The 21,290-nt window shown below is 46.1% G+C and carries 18 protein-coding genes; 11 read left to right on the top strand and 7 right to left on the bottom strand.

Annotated features, from left to right (window positions below; genetic code table 11):
• Positions 1-29: 29 nt before the first annotated feature.
• Together WG943_RS08405 and WG943_RS08410 are read right to left on the bottom strand one after the other, a co-directional pair.
• Positions 30-2,678 (bottom strand): RHS repeat domain-containing protein, encoded by a 2,649-nt coding sequence (locus WG943_RS08405; protein WP_340408142.1) that lies wholly within the window; start codon positions 2,676-2,678, stop codon positions 30-32.
• Complete coding sequence (locus WG943_RS08410) at positions 2,660-3,070, bottom strand: hypothetical protein (RefSeq protein WP_340408143.1); 411 nt, start codon at positions 3,068-3,070, stop codon at positions 2,660-2,662. The genes WG943_RS08405 and WG943_RS08410 overlap by 19 nt, the downstream gene beginning before the upstream one ends.
• A gap of 857 nt (positions 3,071-3,927) precedes the next feature.
• On the opposite strand from WG943_RS08410, the gene WG943_RS21230 reads away from it, so the two are divergent.
• The 11 genes from WG943_RS21230 (at position 3,928) to WG943_RS08460 (ending at position 13,651) form a co-directional block, all read left to right on the top strand.
• Positions 3,928-4,182: a helix-turn-helix domain-containing protein gene (locus WG943_RS21230; protein WP_445323625.1), complete on the top strand. Its 255-nt coding sequence runs from the start codon at positions 3,928-3,930 to the stop codon at positions 4,180-4,182.
• Between the two features lie 272 nt (positions 4,183-4,454).
• Positions 4,455-4,622 carry a hypothetical protein gene (locus WG943_RS08415; RefSeq protein WP_340408144.1) on the top strand — a complete coding sequence of 56 codons (168 nt, stop codon included), beginning with the start codon at positions 4,455-4,457 and terminating at the stop codon, positions 4,620-4,622.
• A gap of 1,146 nt (positions 4,623-5,768) precedes the next feature.
• The gene (locus tag WG943_RS08420; protein ID WP_340408146.1) at positions 5,769-6,512 is read left to right on the top strand and encodes a carbon-nitrogen hydrolase family protein; all 744 of its coding nucleotides are present in this window, start codon (positions 5,769-5,771) and stop codon (positions 6,510-6,512) included.
• Positions 6,513-6,968: 456 nt separating this feature from the next.
• Positions 6,969-8,051, top strand: coding sequence for a sensor histidine kinase (locus WG943_RS08425; RefSeq protein ID WP_340408148.1), 1,083 nt, complete (start codon positions 6,969-6,971; stop codon positions 8,049-8,051).
• 13 nt (positions 8,052-8,064) lie between these two features.
• Positions 8,065-8,781 (top strand): LytR/AlgR family response regulator transcription factor, encoded by a 717-nt coding sequence (locus WG943_RS08430; protein ID WP_340408150.1) that lies wholly within the window; start codon positions 8,065-8,067, stop codon positions 8,779-8,781.
• A 62-nt stretch (positions 8,782-8,843) separates the two neighbouring features.
• Positions 8,844-10,037, top strand: a complete 1,194-nt coding sequence (locus WG943_RS08435) for a PQQ-binding-like beta-propeller repeat protein (protein ID WP_340408152.1) — start codon at positions 8,844-8,846, stop codon at positions 10,035-10,037.
• The gene (locus WG943_RS08440; protein WP_340408154.1) at positions 10,018-10,623 is read left to right on the top strand and encodes a GNAT family N-acetyltransferase; all 606 of its coding nucleotides are present in this window, start codon (positions 10,018-10,020) and stop codon (positions 10,621-10,623) included. Before WG943_RS08435 ends, WG943_RS08440 begins: the two co-directional genes overlap by 20 nt.
• Positions 10,624-10,878: 255 nt before the next feature.
• A complete protein-coding gene (locus tag WG943_RS08445) occupies positions 10,879-11,496 on the top strand; it encodes a phosphatase PAP2 family protein (RefSeq protein WP_340408155.1) in 618 nt (205 codons plus the stop codon).
• A gap of 77 nt (positions 11,497-11,573) precedes the next feature.
• A complete protein-coding gene (locus tag WG943_RS08450; RefSeq protein ID WP_340408156.1) occupies positions 11,574-12,842 on the top strand; it encodes an MFS transporter in 1,269 nt (422 codons plus the stop codon).
• Positions 12,843-12,916: 74 nt separating this feature from the next.
• Positions 12,917-13,060, top strand: coding sequence for a hypothetical protein (locus WG943_RS08455; protein ID WP_340408158.1), 144 nt, complete (start codon positions 12,917-12,919; stop codon positions 13,058-13,060).
• A 30-nt stretch (positions 13,061-13,090) separates the two neighbouring features.
• Positions 13,091-13,651, top strand: a complete 561-nt coding sequence (locus WG943_RS08460) for an SRPBCC family protein (protein WP_340408160.1) — start codon at positions 13,091-13,093, stop codon at positions 13,649-13,651.
• A 587-nt stretch (positions 13,652-14,238) separates the two neighbouring features.
• Here the strand turns inward: WG943_RS08460 and WG943_RS08465 are convergent.
• The 5 genes from WG943_RS08465 to WG943_RS08485 all read right to left on the bottom strand — a co-directional run bounded on the left by WG943_RS08465 (position 14,239) and on the right by WG943_RS08485 (position 20,877).
• Positions 14,239-15,621, bottom strand: coding sequence for an ABC transporter permease (locus WG943_RS08465; protein ID WP_340408162.1), 1,383 nt, complete (start codon positions 15,619-15,621; stop codon positions 14,239-14,241).
• A 3-nt stretch (positions 15,622-15,624) separates the two neighbouring features.
• Entirely contained in the window at positions 15,625-17,052 is a 1,428-nt protein-coding gene (locus WG943_RS08470; protein WP_340408163.1) for an ABC transporter permease, read from the bottom strand.
• Positions 17,052-17,762: an ABC transporter ATP-binding protein gene (locus tag WG943_RS08475; protein ID WP_340408165.1), complete on the bottom strand. Its 711-nt coding sequence runs from the start codon at positions 17,760-17,762 to the stop codon at positions 17,052-17,054. Before WG943_RS08475 ends, WG943_RS08470 begins: the two co-directional genes overlap by 1 nt.
• Before the next feature lie 156 nt (positions 17,763-17,918).
• The gene (locus tag WG943_RS08480) at positions 17,919-20,351 is read right to left on the bottom strand and encodes a TonB-dependent receptor (protein ID WP_340408167.1); all 2,433 of its coding nucleotides are present in this window, start codon (positions 20,349-20,351) and stop codon (positions 17,919-17,921) included.
• A 247-nt stretch (positions 20,352-20,598) separates the two neighbouring features.
• Positions 20,599-20,877 carry a hypothetical protein gene (locus WG943_RS08485; protein ID WP_340408169.1) on the bottom strand — a complete coding sequence of 93 codons (279 nt, stop codon included), beginning with the start codon at positions 20,875-20,877 and terminating at the stop codon, positions 20,599-20,601.
• Positions 20,878-21,290: the final 413 nt, after the last annotated feature.

Here is a 21,290-nt window from a genome sequence, read left to right on the forward strand (position 1 = left end):
ACTGAATAAACATGCAAGGAGCCTTCCGGCTACTGCCCGGCATAGCGGTATTCGTGGGCCTTTAAAAGATTGCCTTCATGGTCCTTGACCGCCTTCAGCCTGCCTAGTTCGTCGTATTCATAGTAGGTCGTGCGGCCATTCGGGTCTGTCAAGCTCGTCACCCCCACCAGCGGGTCATAGGTGTAAAGGGTAACCATGGCACCAGGAAGCTGGTCTCTTAGACCGCCAAGCGCCTCTAACTGCAACTGGCTTAGTTCAGTACTAGCGGCAAGGGACTCCATCGCTGCAGATCCACCCAGGGCAAATTCCACCTCCGAATAGGTGGCGTTGCTTATCTTTGCGATAGGATAAGAATAATCGTAACTCCAGAGATATGTTATGGGTGTACCATCTGCCTTGGACACTTCTGAAATGTTCCCCTTAACATCATATTTTCTGAATTCCAACCGACCTTCCATGGCGTTATCGACACCTGTATTAGCCAAGATTTCCTCCGGTAGATAGAGTCCTGAGGCAAACTCTTTATATTTGATCTGCTTCTTTACCATCGCTCCGTTTCTGCTTGTAGACTCTTCCACCAAAGAGGCAAGTTGGTAGTTGGCAATAAGCCCTTGGCGTGCTGTTTCTTCGGTTCCGACAGCAGTAACGTCCTGTGGGTACTTCTTCTCCACAACAACCTCGTTGCTCTTGCTGTCTGTCGTAACCACTCGGGTTTTTAGGGCATGCTGCGGATTATCGTAATAGTAATAGTCTGTTCTTGTGATTGGGTTTTGACCATTTAAGTCATAATCAGAGGTTTCTGACTTGTAAATGTAGTTCCACTTAGAGTTCACATGGTATACAGACACATCAAACGGCTCAAAATCATATTCTCTAGGTGGTGAATACTGAAATAGCATTTCGTAGTTCTTCCTTGCAAAAACACTAATTACCTGGCTCGCAATCCTACTGTCAATTTTATAGAAGTTTTCAGACTTTCTGGTATAGACTACTTCATCATTAACCATTTTGAAGTAGTTCTCTTTCAGTGGCAATGCATTATCATATCCCCTCACCGTGTAAGGCACATCTGTAATATCTTCTCCAATGTAGGGGTATGCCCCTACCTCGCTCTCTACATTAAAAGTGTATTCAGTACCCCCGTTTTCAAAGTTCTCTCCGTTGCTAACCAGCACAGAGCTATATAGAATGTTATTAGGTGCTGCTGAAAATGAAGTTGTTAAGCTATTAGAGTGTAATACTATATAGTTCCAATAGACTAAGTATGCGTTAAACTGGTTTGGATCAGGTTGGCAGCGAAAAGCGGTTCTCTTGTTTGAGAAGTAGTTCGAGAAACTTGCATTGTGCTGAGCATACAATAAAGGTCGTCCTGATGATTTACTTAAGTCATCTATGTAGCTGTACTTAAACACCTTTACCTCTGGTTCTACTTTGATTGCGTCATAAGTGGCAATCCTCTTCACGCGGACACCAGGAAACTCTTTGTTATGTGTCACAGTCTCGCTACCTGGAGAGTAAGAAAAACTTGCTCTTCCGAAGTGTCCACTGTACCCTATTAATTCGACTTTGACAACATAATTTTTCCCTGGATAAAAATCTGTGATAATCTTTCTCGACTGATCTTGTTCTACCCTTGCCAACTCCTCTTCAACTCCATCAACTGATAAATAAACAACCAACATGATATGATGATCTTCATCGTAAGTGTCATTTTGGTTATCAAATTCTGCTGTTATTTCTATTTCTTGCCGCTCTTCTACTGTAAAAGGGCCATAGGTGCCTATAATTGGCTCATAGGTATCGAACGCTTCGTCAGTACCCGTAGCTCTTGCATAAGCATTGATTAGAGGTTCAGGAATGTTCTCCGTAACGTGGGCATCATTTCCTTCATACTCTATTTCATTCCATCCTCCTGTTGGGTACGTAACCTTTGATAGTAGCCCAATGGAAGAGAAGTTAGAGTCGGGTTCTCTGTTTCCTCCTTTACCATCAAAAAGCTTTCTTAATGAAGGAGTAGCAGGAAGAGGTACAAGGTAGCCATGGCTCTTGTAAGAGCCATCTGGCTCTACAAAATACCCCCCATTACCTTTCCCGTTGTAGTATCCAAAATGATCCTGTGAGTATGAAAGCCTCTTAGGGGTCTGCTCCAGGTCATTATAGGAGAAAAAGTGTTCTTTTGGTTTTTCTGCAGTTTTCCCTGACTCACTTAATTTGATTAAAAAGGGCCTTCCTTTTTCCACCTCATAAGAGAACTCAACTTTCTTTACCAACTGCTCATTCTTGTCAACTAACTCCATGTACCTAAGTACCCCATCCATATCCTCTAAATCTGAGGGTACCTCATAAGTGAACTTTATTTTGCCAAAACTTGAGGCTGAAATTTCTTTCACCCTCATATAGTCTATAGACATTATTGCGGCGCTAGTTTTGTCTTCATAATTCGGACTTCTTATTATAGTTCCATCTGTATATACACATTCTGCAAATTTAGTTTCTTCGGTCCGCCTAAGGAAGGTTTGAGAAACCCCACTCATATATGTTGAAAATCCACTCTCATAACTGAAAGTAATGTAATCCCCATGAGGGTGCTCAATCTTGGTGAGATACCAAGAACTAGGGACAGGTGGGTCCATTGGTTCCGTAAACATTGGGTCCCATGCTATTCCTGCGGGGCGCATTGCTTGGCTGTATTCTGTGGCACTGCTCCCCCGAAGAAGTATTTGACACCATCTACCGTGGTAATTGTAAACCCGGATTCTTCGGAGGTTGAAAAAGGTTCTATTTTTATTTTTTCATAGGAGCTAACCAATGGCAGGCCATCATCTCCAATAAAGAACTTTCCGGTATAACCGTTAAAGTTGTAGTGAAAGATGTCTGGCTGTGAATCATGTCCACCAGCGGCGGCGGCATTAAGGTAATCCAACAGAGCCTCGTCTTTTTTAGTAAGGTCAGGCTGATTTAGTCTCTGTGTTCCAGGAGCAAGGTCAGGATCACCATAAGCCGTTCTCGTGATAACTCCCCCTGCATTAAGCACCCAGTCAAATCCCACACGAGAAGCGACTGCATTCACTCTGAATCCATTAGAGGAATATCCAATGGAAATTGGTAGACTTAAGTTCTTTGTCGAAAGAGTGTGAAGAGGAATATTCAAGTTAAGTGCCCCAGATGAGTAACTTAACGGAAGGTCTCCATATCTTCCTAGCTCGGCTGAGTTCGGTGATGGAGGTAGGATTGAGGGAAGTTTGAATTCATTTTCCTGAGCACGTACTCCGCAGTTAAAATTGCCTAGGAACAATAATGCGAGAATCAAATAAGTTCGCCGCCTCAAGTATCTTTTAGCTTGACCGAGCGCCTTGAGGGAAGGTTGAAAGAATACCATATTATGTGTTAGTTGGTGATGTCGTTTTATCCCCTCCAAAGGGCTTTCCTATAGACTCTGCACCACCGCTAGATTTTCTTTTAAAATCTAATCACCTGATTTTATGAGCCTTAATAAGGTTCTCTCCAAAGAATATTATACTCGTCGAAATACCTGTTTATCTATATATACTAATTATTAAATATTGGGTTGCAGTTGTATGCTGCTTTTTTTGTAACAGGGTTGATCAAACACCAGTACGGCTGCAATACGGAGTATATAATCCTACGAGTAATTTACCGTAAGCGCTTTATAGCATATCAGTCCAGTAATAAAACTTGCACGGTACTTAGAATAAGCAGTAAAGTCAGCAGTTTTGAGCTTGAAGCAGACAGTTACGCGGGAAAAGTAATTCTCAGCTTCTAGCTAATTTAATTCAGCGGCTCCTCATAGCAGTAGCTCCTGTTGAACTTTAATTTGAGCACGCATGTATAGCGCCTCTCCAAGTACAGCACTAACTCTTCAGCTATCCACTTCCAAGGCTTAATCACACTGCGAAGCTGGCTCGACTGCTCACACGTGCGCAAATGGATTTACTAAACGCTGAACATGGGCTGAAAGCAAGCCAGATTGCGCATCTGGTTCGGGACAGTGAGCGGACAGTGCAGCGATGGCTTCACCGCTATGAGGCTGAAGGGGTGCAAGTGCTCTATGAGGCGCCCAGAAATGGCAAGCCAGCTAAAATGACCCAGGTTTATCAGGACAAATTGCTGGGTAGCGTGCGCCTTCGGCCACGGGCCCTGAGACTAGATTTCTCGCTCTAGACCTTGGAGCGGTTCTCTGACTTTATAGCCGAGCAGACCGGTATCGGCATCAGTACCGAGGCCGTGCGCTAGCACCTGAAGGGCAGAGGCATTGTGTTGTCTCGCCCCCAACACAAGATCAGTAGCCCCGATTCGGAGTACCTGATAAAAAAAGGAGCTTAAAGAGAGGGGAGCATCTAGAAGAGAATGCCATCTTCTACAATGCCGATGAGTTCAACATCAGCAGACAGCCAACGATGAAGGCCATGTAGAGCATGGTAAGCCTGCAGGTAATGATTCCTACGCCCGGCAGCCCACTAGGCACTACGGCAAGGGGCCGTCGATTACCACAGCGGCCAAACCGTGTTGCTGATACAGAAACGAAAGAAAAGGAGCAGGTAGGCCAACTGCTGGAAGAACTGCTGGCTAGACATCCCGGTAAGACCATGTATGAGGCCTAGGACAATGCCGACACCCATAGCGGGGAAGGTGAAAGAATTGGTGCGGGCAGCGGCAGGCAGGATCTGCTCTATCTACCCACCTACAGGTATAGTTGGTATCCACTCTTTTAATAGCACCAACCACACCGCACACAGAACCAAAACAGACAGGGCCAAAGTCCGACTCTTTCATTCTTGCTGTTAATTGTTGGCCCTTCTCAAATTGTAGCTCCCTGATTTTCTCAGACAGCTTGACATTATCATTATACATAGAGTTCAGCGTGATCTGCTCAACTTGTCCGACCTACCATGTGCATCTTTCCAGCAGGTGGAGGAGAAAATGCATAAGTTTATTGTCAAGAGTATTGAGCTCAATAAAAAGTACGACCATCTCACGGGCATCAAAGGCTTGCCCAAGGAGAGGGTGCTGATCATGAACTGGCCGCCCTACAGGGACACTAGAGAAGAGGAACAGCAAGCCCCGATAAGGTGCTCGTTATCCTGTTTGCTGAGCCAATCTCATCAAATCCTCCATAAAATGGTTCGGAATTCGTACACTTAAGAGCACAAATACAATTTCAAGCGCTAGCTACTACTGAAGTGGTTAGCGCTTTTTTATTATCATACTGGCTTAAAGCAACCATTTCACGTAGAATCAACTCCTTTAATCCATCAATCACTATACAAACATATTTATATTTACTACAAAGAGGCAACTCTATAGTTCCTGAAGTGTGACAGGTTTTTAAGTGTACTTCGATATTATTTCAGCTCAATACATCCGGTCAAACTGAGGCAGTCTCCTCCTCCTTGAGGAGGTGTTGCTGGTGACTGTGTATTCTCTTAATCAACATTCAGGAGTGTACTTAAACTGTGTCATTTTCATATTTCACCTTACCTCAAAGGAGAGGCTGTATACTTATCTTACTCCACTATCTCTCTAACATATACCTCATTCTCATCTGTGGCAATCAACCTATCATTAGGCTTAGTATTAAGTATCTTCTTACAAACAATGTCTATATCTGGACAAGAACCTACTTCTTTAGAAATTGATAAGACAACTTGCCATTGCTGAAAAAAAATACTGTAAATCCCCTTTTATTTGGCTTATTTTAACAAAGGCGTTAGTCAGGATTAAAACAATGATAACAGATTGACAATAAAATGAGAATTGCAATAGTACAGTTAGAACCAATAAAAGGAAATATTGAAAGAAACACAATGATTCATATAGGTTGGATAAACCAAGCGATTAATTTGCATACTGACATGATTGTTTTTCCTGAGCTATCATTGTCCAGATATGAACCAGAATTAGCCATATCTCTGGCTACCAATCAAAAAGATAAAAGGTTAGACTGCTTTCAAAAGCTAAGCGACGAAAATAATATCACAATAGGAATTGGGCTGCCGATGAGAGAAGAAGAAGAACTATATATTAGCATGATAATATTTCAACCTGAAAAAAGGAGAATAACATATTCTAAACAATATTTATATCCAACTGAAGTATCAACCTTTAAACCTGGATCTAACCCGCTAGTTCTTAAATTTGAAACCGATATTGTTGCACCTGCCATATGCTATGAGTTATCAAATAAAGAACATTACGAATTTGCTGCCCAAAATAATGCTACTGTATATTTGGCAAGTGTATTGAATTCTGTTAATGGTATAGATTCAGACTTAAAGAAGTTGAGTGATATTGCAAGAAGTTATAAAATGGTGACTTTCATGGCTAATTTTATTGGAGAATCAGGTGGATACAAATGCGCAGGAAAGTCTTCCATTTGGAATGAAAACGGTGAAATAATTAAACAACTTGGAGACAAAGAAGAAGGTTTAATGATTTATGACACAGAAACTAAAGTATTATTAACGGCCACCAATACGCGGTATAGCCAATAAGGCTTTCGGTGGTATGCGAAGGGTTGTAGCCCACCTCAACTTTTAGTGTAACTAATACTGGCTATACGGCAGCATGTTCTTTGTTACAATCAATGTTATTTTACTTGGTTTACCTACCTTTATAGTATCAGGAACATGATACTAATGCCGGAAGTCATGTCTATCATAGTTTCGCTTTGTGTTTTTATACATCGTTTCGTCATCAAAGAGGAAGCAAAACGGCAGGGCGAAGCTGTTACAGAATAGCAGCAGCTGTTACAGAATTTTATACATTGCTGCTGCAGACAGCAACTCAGGCAGTGGAAGTGGCGCTTTCACCTTAGGTGAAATTTTATCAATGACAGGATTCCTTTGATGTACTGCAGCATGCATCAGTTCAGGTAAACATTTCCATACACAAAAGCATGGTTAAGAAAAGAGAGAAATGAAATTAATTTCCTTGCTTTGCCAAAAATTATGAAACGCCAGACTCTATCTGTAACCAGCGCCGTTATTACGTTTATCTGGAGTGTGCTAGCACTTGTCATACTCCTCCAGATTTACATCACCCACATTATGCCCCTCGCTGAGAGCCTAGTATATGTGACCGTGCTGGTGCTGGGGCACATGGCAGGTGCTCATGCGCTCGGTGACCTGGTTTTGCCCTACTTTATCCGGAATAAGCAGATGCTCCGCTTCGTAATGGTTCTGCTGCTCAGTTGTGTAACACTAGCGGTCGTATTGGCATTTGTAGATGTATGGCTGGAGCATGTGCTGCACTTTAAAACCCCTACACCCGATGGTACTCCACTTCCATTCGCCCCGCGCGTATTGGGCTTATTTGTGGGTATCCTGCTCACGAGCAGCGCCATTTGCGGTATCAGGTTTTATACCGAGCACAGCCGGATGGAGAAAAAGCACCAACAGTTGCGGGCAGAGCACCTGGAGGCAGAGCTTAAATTGCTACGCGACCAAATAAACCCCCACTTCATGTTCAATGTGCTCAACAGCATTCACGTACTGATGCACAGAGACACTCAAAAGGCGTCGAAGGTCCTGTTTCAGTTTGCCGATATGCTCCGCTACCAGCTCTACGATTGCTCCCAGCCCTCTATCCCGCTGGAGCAGGAGATTGCATACCTGCAGAATTTTGTAAACATCGAGAAAGTAAGATGTGGAGATGAGCTCCGCCTCCACTGCGAATGGCCGCCGCAAAGCCACGGCTACAACATTGCTCCTTTTATACTGGCGCCCTTTGTGGAGAATGCATTCAAACATGCCTCCCGGTCTGCCGAAGGAGAAAGCTATATCGACATAAAGCTAAGCATAGAAGACAGTGAAGTATACCTAGAGGTCAGCAACTCGTGTTATGCTGCAACGGAGGCGAAGCGGGATTTCCAAGCAGGCGGTATCGGTCTGGAGAATGTGAAGAAACGACTGGCGCTTTTGTACCCGAACTGCTGTGCTTTGCAGCTGCAGGAAAGAAACGGTGTTTACCGTGCCAGTCTAAGGCTTAGGCTGCACCAGCAAACCACTCCAGCACTGGAATTACAAGCTTAAAAAACGACGGCAGATGAAAATGAAATGCATCATTGTAGATGACGAGGCACTGGCCCGCGAAGGGATGGCGCATTACGTGGCCCAGGTCGATTACCTGGAGTTGGTGGGTAGCTACAATAGTGCTATCGCAGCGCAGAACGCATTGCAACAGCAACAGGTAGACCTTATGTTTCTGGACATCAACATGCCTGGTATCACCGGACTAAACCTACTGGAGCTTCTGCCTCATCCGCCCCTCACCATACTGGCCACAGCCTACCCCAACTACGCACTGGAGGGCTTTAAGCTGGATGTACTCGATTACCTGCTCAAGCCAATCCCGCTGGAGCGTTTCCTGAAAGCGGTGAACAAGGCCAGGGATTATTATGTGCTTAAACAAAAGCAGGTTTCAGAGCCTCAGTTGACCGAAACGGATTATATTTTTGTAAAGCATAACAAGCTGTTTGAGAAAGTTTTCCTGGCCGATATCCTCTACATTGAAGGCATGCAGAATTACGTGCAGCTCCACACTACTACCCGCAAACTCATCGTGCACCTCACTTTTAAGGCGCTGGAGCAGACCCTGCCGGCACAGCAGTTCTTCCGGATCCATAAATCGTACATCATCAGCCTGAGCCATATACGGGCACTGAGCGGGAACAACGTTTTGATCGGCAACGAAAGCCTGCCCGTAGCCCGTGGACAGCGCGCGCTGCTGATGGAGCGGATCGGCCATAAATTACTGCATTAAGCTTCTGCAACTGCAATGGCAGTTAAACACGTGAAACTAGAATCAACCTACTATACAAAACTATGAACAAAAAAACTTTGGCCCTTCTCCTGTTTTTCTGTACTTCTTCCTTACTCTATGCTCAGGACAATGCCCTTTGGAAATTCAAAACGAATGACAGGGTATACGCTTCTCCCCTGGTTGATGGAGATTTGGTCTATGTAGGAAGCGGCGACCATAAGTTCTACGCTGTTAACAAGAAATCCGGTAAGAAGGTATGGGAGTTCAAGACAGCGGGCGCTGTGCACTCCTCTCCTGCCGTTGTTGATCAAAACGTGTACTTCGGAAGTGCAGACGGCACTTTGTACGCCCTGAATAAGCAAAGTGGAAATCTGCTGTGGAAGTTTAGCGCTGCAGGTGAGAAGGTTTATGACCTCTGGGACTATTATCTGTCATCACCCAGGATAGCAGAAGGCACTTTGTACTGGGGCAGTGGCGACGGGCACCTATACGCTCTGGAGAGCAGTTCCGGCAACTTAAAGTGGAAGTTCAAGACTAATGGTGTGGTACACGCCACTCCGGCTATAGAGGATGGAAGAGTATACTTCGGTAGTTTCGACGGCTTGTTTTATGCTCTGAATGCAGGTAGTGGTGAGCTGATCTGGAAGTTCCAGACTGTTGGCGATACACACTTCCCAAAGGGGGAGATACAGGAAGGAGCTGTTGTGAAGGGCGGGGTGGTATACTTCGGCAGCAGAGACTACAACCTTTATGCACTCGACGCCAAAACTGGCCGGGGAAGATGGAACATGAAGGAGCGCGGCAGCTGGGTTGTTGCCACTCCCCTGATTTACAAAGACAGGCTCTACGTTGGTACCTCTGACACGCACGCCTTCTACAGCCTGAATAAAACCGACGGAGAAGTACAGTGGAAACTGCCGCTGAACATGCGGGTATACGGAGCCGCCATAGCGCACGAAGACATCCTGTACTTTGGCTGCTTTAACGGCAAACTTTATGGAGTACATAGTGAAACCGGTAAGATTGTGTGGGAGTTTCAGACGGAAGAGAGTAAGAAAAACTATGCCTCTGTTTATGATGAAAAAGGCAGGTTCAGGAAAGATTTCATACTGTATGGGGAAACCATGGAAGCAGTAAAAAGCTCGGAAAGCAAGATACACTTGCTGGGCTCTGTTCTTTCCAGACCGGTCATCGATGAAGAGGTCATTTACTTCGGCAGCTCCGACGGATATCTGTATGCGGTTAAATTCAAATAACCAGGGTATAAAACACTATGCTCTCACACCTGACTTTAGCTACACGATGGGTATAAAACCAATCACGACAGAAAGGCTACTGCTGATCCCTTTCACGCTTGAAACAGCAACATCTCTTTTGAAAGGGGACCTGAGCGTGTTGCACAAACTCGGCCTTAAGATAACTAACCATTGGCCTGACCAGGAGGCAACAGAGACACTGCCCAAGATCATCCTAAACCTGGAGCTTCCAGGTGGGCCTACCGGCTTTGAGTCTTGGATGGTGGTGCTCCGGGAAGAGAAGGCGGTTATTGGCGATGCTGGCTTCAAAGGCGGGCCGGACACATGCGGAGCAGTGGACCTGGGCTATGCAATTATTGAGCAGGAGCAACGGAAAGGTTATGGACTGGAGGTGGCCCAGGCGCTAACTGGATGGGCGTTGAGCCATCGGGAGGTACAATGCGTTACTGCCAGATGCCTCCTAGAAAATACCGGCTCCATCAGAATACTCGAGAAGCTGGGGATGTGTGAAGTGCACAGAGATGAGGACATGATATACTGGCAGACTTCCAATCATGCTTCAGCTCCTGGCGCAGCGACTTCTTAAGGAATGCCCAGCCGAAACGCTACATATAAGCATTAACGGCACTGCATAGCTCCCCTTAGCCTGTACCGCATTTTGATGTACGGTAGCTATGATTTGATGAAACGCTATGGCTCAGGCCGCAACACCTCCCAGGCATACACCAACGGTTAGTTTACGAAGACAGTCATCAGAATTTATTTTGTTGCTTTGCGGGAATCATTTTCACTTCAGCCTCGCAAAAGTTTGGAGGCCACACTACCGCAAAAAAATAAAATTATGACGACAATGTACCTCTGCCTCGTAGTGCTTCTGTTTACACAAGCTGCCCTGCTTGATGTTTTCTACTCCCTGGACCTGCAAGTTCTGGAATTGCTGCATGGCAGCAGGCTTGCCCTAGTCGATTTTATGCTGCTGTTTCTTACAGATACAGCCTATGCCATTGGTGTACTGGTTCCTATCTCTCTGTACCTGGCAGGGTACATCTGGAAAGACAAAGCGCTGAAATTTAAAGCTGTTCAATATGTCTTCGCTATGGCCCTTAATGTGCTGATTGTTGGAACCCTCAAATATTCAGTTGACCGACCAAGGCCGTTTCTGAACAATGCAACTATTACACAGCTAGCTGAGGCAGACAGCTCATCGTTTCCGTCAGGTCATACTGCCTTTGCGTTTACGGCCGCTGTGACATTGGCCCTGATGTTCCACAGCAACCTGTTTCGTGGAGTAGTTTTAGTATGGGCACTACTGATCGCTTACTCGAGGCTGGCATTGGGCGTGCACTATCCCAGCGATGTATTAGCATCTGTGTTGCTTGGCAGTCTGGCCGCAGTGCTTACAGGTTACAGTTTCAGGAAACACATGCTTGTGTCTCCCATTATCAGGAGACTTCTTTAACTAATTACAGAATCAGAGATGCATACTTACGCTACACTATAAACCTGCCTTAGTATAAACGTAACAGTTTGAGCAACATGAAAGACACTACTACCCCATCAGGTAAAACCCCATTTACCAGATATCAGATTTTCATCATCGCCATTCTGGCGCTTCTGCAATTTACGATTGTGCTCGATTTTATGGTGCTATCGCCGCTGGGTGCTCAGCTGATACGGGAGTTGTCTATAACGCCGCAGCAGTTTGGCTGGGTGGTATCAGCCTATGCTTTCAGTGCAGGGACATCGGGATTATTGGCAGCTGGCTTTGCAGACAGGTACGACCGTAAGAAGCTGCTGTTAATATTCTATGCAGGCTTTATAGTGGGCACTTTGCTCTGTGGTCTTGCAACAAACTACCTTTCGCTACTGTTGGCACGCATCGTTGCCGGCGTGTTTGGCGGAGTTATCGGTTCCATATCATTTGCTATCATCACGGATCTTTTCCAGCTTCAGATGCGCGGACGTGTGATGGGCTTTGTTCAGATGGCTTTTGCCATTAGCCAGGTGATGGGAATCCCGCTAAGCCTGTACCTGGCAAATGCGTGGAACTGGCAGGCTCCTTTCCTGCTACTGGTAGGTATCAGTGTGCTGGTGGGCATAGCCATTATGGTTCGTATGCAGCCGATCAGGGAGCATCTCCTCCTGCAGTCCGACCGAAATGCTTTTAAACAATTGGGACATGTATTGTCGGACAGGCATTATCTCAAGGGCTTTGGCGCCAACATACTACTTTCTACTGCCGGTTTTATGATGATGCCTTTTGCCAGTGCTTTCACCGTCTATAACCTTGGCGTCAGCCTCGACGAACTACCCCTTATTTACCTGATTACTGGCCTTTGTGCCATGGTAGCAGGTCCATTGGCAGGTAAGCTAAGTGACCAGATTGGCAAGTATAAGCTTTATTCTTGGGGATCTGTGCTCTTTATGGTAGTGATCCCTGTATACTGTAATCTTGGCACACCGCCACTATGGTTCGTTATTCTGATGAATGTGTTCATTATCATCGCCAGTGTCGGGCGCATGGTATCAGCTTCAGCCCTGATGACTGCCATTCCTGAACCAGCAGACAGAGGTGCTTATATGAGTATACAGTCATCGATTCAGCAAATGGCCGGAGGTCTGGCATCGGTAGTGGCCGGACTGATTGTTGTGCAAACCAGCAACGGCAAGCTTGAACACTACGACTTAATCGGGTACACCGTGGTAGCCACAACATTGTTAACTGTTTTTACCATTTACAGCATCGATAAAGCCATCAAGCAGAAAGCGGCCAGCGCAATTGCTAAGCATCCTGCAACTGCCTGAAACAAGTTGACCTATCGATATACTTTAACCAAACATTAGCGGCAGCATGTTGTAGGTAGCATTATTTGGAAGCCTTGCAACTAACTGGTCTGGTGTTCTTCGGCCACAGCGCCATGAACAGAGCCCTAGGATATGGTATCAAGCGTACGGATGGTATAAAGCACATACTTGAGTCTGGATCAGTAAGCCTAAAAGTTCTTTTTAGCCCAATGTCGTAGGCGATTTAAAAATAAATGAGCACTTAAAGTATGAAAAAAGCTATTCATTCCAGCCTCATGATAATCATTATCGCTTCAATAGCTTTATTTATTTTCGAAAATATGCAATTCAACCAATACACATCCTATCAAAAAAATAACGAAACAGAAGACATGAATATCTCAATCAACGAAGATGCACCAGTGAAATCCTATGCTGAAATCGAAATCGCGGCACCTGCTGAAAAGGTTTGGCAAATATTAACTACAATCAATGACTGGCCTACGTGGCAATCAGAAGTAACAGAAGCCAATCTGAGAGAAGATCTCAAAGAAGGTAGTGAATTCAAATGGAAAGCGGGTGGACTATCATTTTCTTCAAAAATTCACACTGTCAGTCCCAAAATTAAATTCGGTTGGACAGGAAGAACATTTGGAGCAAGTGCAATACACAATTGGTACTTTGAGGAAGAAGGTGAAAAAACCGTAATAAAAGTTGAAGAAAGCCTGCAGGGTGTGTTTCCACAATTATTCAAGGACTACTTTCAGAACAATTTAGATAAAGGTGTGCAGAAAAACTTACATGAATTAAAAAGGGCTTCTGAAAAGTAGAGCATGTTTTAAATTTGGGAGTATTAACGAGGAAGGCACTTGCTTCCTTCCATTACCTGTATGGCTGCATGAGAATGAACTTCAAATAAATTCTTCCTCTGCCTTGCAGGCCTCCTCTCCAGCTATTCTTCTCACCTTGGTGATAAACCAGAGCTCTTCGGCGGTGGAATGCTATGAGTCGATAATGAGGAAGTCTTTTTTCTCCTGCCAGACAGGAGACCTGTGAAAGGGTGACTCTATCTGAGGACCGCTCCACGGTTGATCTGATGGGCAAGGAGATGATGAGCGACATTAAGGAAATACAGGCAAAGCCAAGTTTAAGCGAGGCAGGGGCCGCAATAACATAACTTGCTCTCTCAGCTGTACAAATGCTTGTCTACATATCAGCTTTGCGGCTTAGTCTCCTCAAATCATCCATAAACTGGTTCGAAATTCGTACATTTAAGAGCACCACTAAGTTTAAAGGCCTTGTAAATATAGCTTGCAGGACTTTTTTTGGGGCTATCTGATAATTTTTATATAATAAAAAGTCCCACTGTAAAACAGCGGGACTTTCCCATGTCTAACTTAGAATTATATGGGGCGATTTATTTTACTTTCAATTTCACGTTTCTAAACAGCAGTATCCCCACCACAAACACCAGCAGAACACTCAGCACCAGTTTATATACACCTGCATACACTGTTGTAAAATCAGATGAACTGGTAAAGCTATGCCTTGGCTCTTTGGCATAGTCAGCATTCGTGAAATTGACTTGGTTGAACAGGAAAGGATAGTAGAACTCCCGAAGCGAATCGTGGTACTGGGTGGCACTCTGCAGGAAACCCACGTATGACGGCAAATCAGAGCCGGCCATGGCATTGAAAATGGTCTGCACATTTACCGGCACCGACCACACATTGAGTTGCTCCACTAACTGATGTCGTGCTTGCAGCCCTTGCTGATACTCCTGCGCTAAGTCCGCCACGGCCACATCGCCTAAGTGGTGGAAAGCATAGTACCAACGCCAGGCAAAGCGCCCCTGAATTTCGGTGGTATCAGTCCACTGCGGGTAGAGGGAGAAGAACTTGTCCATGGTTTCGCGCTTGGGTTTGTCCCAGCCGCCGTGCACCACCTCGCGCTGCTTGATGGTAAGCTCCAGTGCCTGCGGCATAGGCCGCTTCACGGCAATGTACACGTTCAATAACGCAGGTACAATAATGGTGAGCGTCAGCCATACCCCCAATAGCGTCACCGCATTGAAAGCAGAGTTCTTCTGCAGGGCCGCCACTAAGAAAGCCACGCCAAACCAGAAGAGGCAGTAAAGCACCACCACCCCTAGCCAGAGCGCCACACGTTCATCCGGCATCACCTGCCCCAACACCATCGCCACCACCGAGAGCAGCAAAGCCAAGCCCAGCACCAGCATCATCCGGAACGTCAGCTTCGCGCTTACAATTAAGGGCAAGCCAATGGGCTGCGACAGCAACAAAGGCAAAGTACCCTGCTCCTTTTCTATAGACAATATATTAAAACATAGCCCGATGATGAGCAGTGGGAACAAGTATACCAGTACAAAGGCCAGATCAAAGTTTCCCGACAGTACTTTCAGCGGATTGATGTTCTCGGTGTCATAGAGCTGCGACTGCAGGTTGAGCAGGCGAAGCTTGATGTAGTATGGGTTTACGTCGCGCTGCCCCAGCGATAGGCTAGCCCAGGAGTCCGGATGGTTGACAGCGAAGGTGGAATGGTAGTAGCCAATGTCGCCGGCGTCTGTTCCATCAGGGTATTTGGCTTTCAGCTCCTCAATGTTCTTCTCGGTCAGCACATCCAGAGCAGCGATGTTTTCCTGCTGCCTTGCTATCTCCGTGGTGCCATAGTAAATACCATACAGGCCGGAGAAAAGCGTCAGCAGGGTCAGGATCAGCAGTCCTTTATCGGCTCTAAAATTAAGCCATTCGTATTTTATCAGTATCCAGAATTTATTCATCGCTTAGGCAACTTTAGTTTTGTCAATCAGCTTCATACCTACTGTGCAAACCAGCACCAGCCACAGAAACAGGGCGATAAGTGACACAAGGTGATTAGCGAGTGCCCAGCCGGCCTTAGGTGTTTCATACTCAAAAGGCTGAAATTCCTTCCAGGTGTCGCTGCTCAGGCGTGTTTCTTTGTCGCCATACTTTAGCTGGGTTGCCTGAATGTGGTTCAGCCCCTGTGCCAGGTTATAGCGGTACTGCTCTGCCTCGTTCTGGAAATTCACATAGTGGTTGAAATCAGAACCGGCCATACCCATCGACAGATGCCGCACAGCCAGGTAAGGATTCAGGAAGCCCGCATACTCTGAAATGCGGTTCTGCATTCGGAAAATATCGGTCAGCTCGTTGAAATGCTCCTGGTATACTTTAGTGCTGTGCTCCTCTCCTGCGGCCATGCGTATTCCGTCGAAGTTAACGGGCAGCTCTTCCACAGAAGACACTTTATACTTCTCCAGCAACTCGTTCTTAAGCGCCTCGGTGCGTTCGTCCTGTCCGCTGCTGTGCCCGTCTATACCTTTGGCTACCTCTTCGTGCACATCGGCCTCCAGTTGCGCCTTGGTTGGCGTGGTGTAGAGCGTTGCACCTAAGTTGGCTGTTGCTTTCGGGATGATCACACAGCAGAGAATCCAGATGCCCAGCAAGGTAACTAGTGCAGTGCTGGACCGCTGGTGCAGAGCCGAAACCACCACCGACAGCACGATGAAAATGAAGAAGTACACCAAGTAAAACCCGATAAACAGCAACAGCCTTTGTAGTAAATCGCCGTTTAGCTCAAAGCCTCCCCGGCCAAACAACAAAAGAGCAGCCAGCACTAAAGCCGGTGCCACAACCAGCGCCACCACTTTGCTAAAACCGGCAATCTTGGACCAAGCCACCTGCCGCAGCGATGTGCCCTGGCTCAATAGTATCTTTAGCGTGCCTGTCTCCTTCTCTTGCGTAAAGGCACCGAAACAAAGAAAAATAATAAGCAGCGGAATAAGCATTTGCAGCACAAAGGCCACCGTCATCTCGCCGAAGCGGATGAGCGAAGACGACTGCTGCGCCTGGCTGAAGTTGGCGCTGTTCTGCTTGTGCGCTTCCATGTACACCGAGGCACCGGTATAGGAATCCATACCGAAATCGAGGAAACTGATGCTGGACTTGGGGCGGAAAGCATAAGAGCCATAGTGTGCCATGCGGTGCGGGTGTCGTGCTTCAGAGTTGGCAAACTGGTCGTTTACCGTCTGCTGGGCCGCGTCGCGCTCGGCCTGCAGCGTGCTGTAGCTGTGCAAACCTACCACGGTGGCTGCCAGCAAAAGCAGCAGCACAATGGCGCTAAGCACAACAAAGCGGCTATCACGGAGGGTACTGATGAATTCTTTCTGTGCTATACTTCGTACCATCATTAATTATGCATGTAGTTAAGGTATAGTTTCTCCAGTTCGTTGGCGTTAAGGGCAGTAGTCGAGAGCACATCCACCAACTCTCCCTCGCGCATAATCCCCACACGCGTACCTACTTCTTTGGCCCGGAAAATGTCATGCGTAGCCATGAAGATAGCCGTACCCTGACCGCTCAGCTTGAGCAGCAGGTCCGAAAACTCATTGCTGGCTTTGGGGTCGAGACCTGAGGTAGGTTCATCGAGCAGTAGCACCTTGGCGTGCTTGGCCACGGCTATAGCAATACCTACTTTCTGACGCATACCTTTGGAGTAACCTCCTACTTTGCGCTTGGCCGCTTCGGCTGGCAATCCGGCCTGCACCAGGTAGTCCATCAGCTCCTTCTCGCTATAATCAAAGCCGGCCAGGTTGCTGAACAGCGCCAGGTTCTCCAACCCCGTTAGGTTCGGATATAGCATCACATTCTCCGGGATGTAAGCCAGGTGCTCCTTTACTTTAGTAACATTGCTAGCCACCTCCAAACCATTGATATAGGCGGCACCGGAAGTTGGCTGTATAAACCCCAGGAAAAGGTTAATGGTGGTAGACTTGCCGGCACCGTTTTGCCCGAGCAGACAGAATATCTCGCCAGCCTCAATCTGCAGGTTAAGGTCGCGCAGCGCCAGCTTATCCTGGTACTGCTTGCAAAGTTTACGGGCTTCTAAAACGTATTCCATTTTCTTTGATGATGATGTTTAATGAGTTTAAACTTAATATTTTGGTTTCTTCCGCTGGTGCGAGCTTGCAGCTCGTACTTTTCCTTTTTCAGTTAGAATGCTAAAGATTTATTTGAAAAGCGGTACGAGCTGCAAGCTCGCACCAGCCCTATTTGGTTAAAAAGTATAGCCAATCGTCGCCATTAAATTGCGTGGCGCACCCGGACTAACACGGAAATAGTCGTAGCCACCCACAAAATATTTCTCATCGAGCAGGTTGTTCATATTGAGGTTAAATTTAAACTTGTTGATGTTATAGAACAGGGCTGCATCCACAGTCGCGTAAGAAGGCCAGTAGTCCCAGAATAGCTCGCCGGTACCCACGCGGCTGGCCTGGTTCTCCATGCGGCGCTTGCTTACCTGGTGTCCGCCTATTGCAAAGCCAAGCCCTCGCAGCGCCGGCAAATCGAAAGTATACTTGGCCCACAAACCAGCACTGTGCTTCGGTGCATTGGCTAGTGGCATACCATTTTCTGCTGCCACACTTGCCTGCAATACTTCTGTGTGATTATAAGCATAGTTGAAGTTCAGACTCAAAGTAGAACTCAGGTTACCGGCCAGTTCAAGTTCTGCTCCCCGCGAACGCGCTTTGCCGTTTTGCTTGTAGATGGGATTGCCATCGGCTGTGAATTGCTCCGTTGGCACCAGCATATTCTGCTTCTCAATCTGGTAAAATGAAAGTGTGGCAAACAAACCTTTGTTAAAGAACTCACCTTTTAAACCAGTTTCTACCTGGTAGCTTGTTTCGTTTTCGAATGGTTTACTATTGCCATAGCGCTCCGGAAACTTAATGAACTCAGGTTTCAGCGGCTTAAATCCCTGGCTGTAGCTGGCAAAGTAATTCAGGTTATCCTGCAGCGAATAGGTTACGCCCAGGCGCGGCAAAAGCACGTTCTGTACAATCTGCTCTTCTCCATCGCCATAATCGCGCTCATCACTAAACATCTCATACCGCAAACCTGCCAGTACGCTCAGCCTGTCAGTCAGTTCCATCTGGTCCTGCACGTAAATACCGGTGGTGTTGTAAACAGCGTTAATGTAGTCGATAAAGAATTGCGGTGTTGGGCGACGAATATACTTCGTGGCATCCTTCAGCTCGTACACCGGATTGTTCAGTTCCAGCGTCAGCGGAACAGGCTTGCCATCTACTAATCTCTGACGTGCCTCCCAGGTCGTACTGCTTTTGTCGGTGTCGAATTCAATGTAATCCGCACCCAAAGCTATTTTATGCTTTATGCTGCCGGTGTTGGCATTCAGGGCGAAGTAGCCCGAGAAGCTGTTGGTATACTCCTCTGCCACCCGCTCATAATAGCGCAGGTTCATGATGGTGTTGGCAGGCGCATCGGCATACGTGTTCAGTGTGCGGTGCTCTTTCAGGTCCTCCGAGTAAGTGAACTTCAGGTAAGAGGCATTAAAAGAAAGCCAATCTGTAAACTTGTGATTGAGGGAGGCATTCAGGTAAAAGTCGTTTACCTTGAAGTAGTCGTTTGGCTGGTTAAGCGCAAAAGAAAAAGGCAGGGCAAACAAATCACCGCCACGCACTACCAGACCACGATCCAGATAGCCATTAAAGTTACTATATACCATCTCCGCGTTGATTGTCGTCTTATCGGTTGGCAGGAAAGTAACCGTTGGTGCTATGATGACTGCTTTGTTGTCGATCACGTCACGGAAGGTCTCAGTATCTTCGTAACTGAAGTTGAGGCGGTAAAGCATGGTCTCTTCCTCATTTAATGGACCGGTAAAGTCAAGCGCAGAACGCACCGTGTTGAAGCTGCCTACGGAGAAGCTCACCGCCTTGCGCTCTTCGTCCAGCGGCTTCTTCGTCACCATATTTATCGTACCACCTGGGTTTACGTCACCGAACAAAGCGGCTCCAGGCCCTTTCAGCACCTCTACCCGCTCTATGTTGGCGGTAAGCGGCACCCGGAAGAAACCGTTGCCATAGCTATACCCGGAGCGCATGCCGTTGAGCAAACGGAAACCACTTTCGTATCCATTGCGGAAGCCGCGCACCGTCATGTCGTCATAGTGCGAGTAAAGCGTTACGCCGGCGATGTTCTTCACCACATCCGTCAAGCGGTAGGCCTGCTGGTCGTCCATCAGTTCCTTGGTTACAGTGGAGATCGTCTGTGGCACATCAATCACCAAAGAGGCGGTTTTGGTACCAATAAAGCTGTACTCGCTTTTGTAGGAGGTTTCCTTTCGGCCTAATACCTCCACCTCCTGCAGGGCACTGCTGCTGGCATTCATAGTGATATTTAGGGAAGCGGCAGGCGCATCAGCGGTAAGTACCACCTCGCGGTGCTCTTCCTTAAAGCCCAGCCCCCTAACAACTACTGTATGGTTTCCCAGCGGTAGGTTTTGTAAAGTATAAGTTCCGTCAGCCCCCGACACGGTGGCAAAGCTGCCTTGGGTTAATACAACAATGATGCCTTCTGCTGAGCGTCCATCTGATGTTCTTAAGGTTCCGCTGATGCTGCCTGAATTTTGAGCTGTGGCAGCTTGTTGCACAAGTATAAAAAGTATAAGTAGAAGAATCTTCTTCATTTGATTAGGTATAGAATGCCTGTATAAGTGACTGTTTAGTCACTCAATAATTCTGATTATGAACTGGAAGAATTTAAAGAAGAGGCAGGCAAAGCATCTGTTTGCTAAAGTATAAGTATAGCCGTGCATAAGCTTATACTAGTTGCCAAGTTGGCTATCAACAAGTATAAACAAACACCTAAGGCTGCTGCTTTAGAAACAACTGCTTCAGTATGTAAATAAACTATAGGAAAGAAAGTATACCTGCCTAAGCAGTAGGAGGCCCGCGTTGATGGGTATTATTAGGATAGGTAAATTTCCAGGCGAAGCTGTAAGGCTGTACATAACAAACCTCTACCGGGTGTAACCTTAACTCAAATGAAAATGACGGAGACGTGAAGTCAGCATTGTACAAATCATCTATATGGCAATGCTGGTGCTTGGTACTCAATTTGAGATCAGAAGTTGGCGTGGCATCTTCTGTGTGTTTGTGCTCATGCAAAGACAATACCGCAGCCTCTGGTGCCATTACTCTTACGAATAGCACCAGTAGAAGCAAGGAAATATAAGGACGTAAACTATTCACCTTACCGATACTGAGTATTTAAATTGATGCATGTTAATGTTGCAAATATAGCTTTTTGCAACAATGCTGCAAGTTTTAATTATCTATTTAGATATTCATCAATAGATGTAATTACAGTTTTTGGTTATTGTAGAATATTTGGAAGCTTTACCTGCTGGCTTTAATTTAAGTTACAGCGCAAATTGAACATTTGAAATGGTGATCGTTATATTAACTTCTACCAACTATAGTATAAATTCCTAATAATAGTATTGCTTCTACTCTTTATATAACCCAAAGAATTTATCTTATATTATTCCAATATATTATTAACAATATATTATTCCCTACATCCTGCTCTCCGTTTTAATTACAAGGTATTTACAAGTACCCAT

Origin of the sequence: Pontibacter sp. H249 (assembly GCF_037892465.1) — a bacterium.
Taxonomy (GTDB): domain Bacteria; phylum Bacteroidota; class Bacteroidia; order Cytophagales; family Hymenobacteraceae; genus Pontibacter.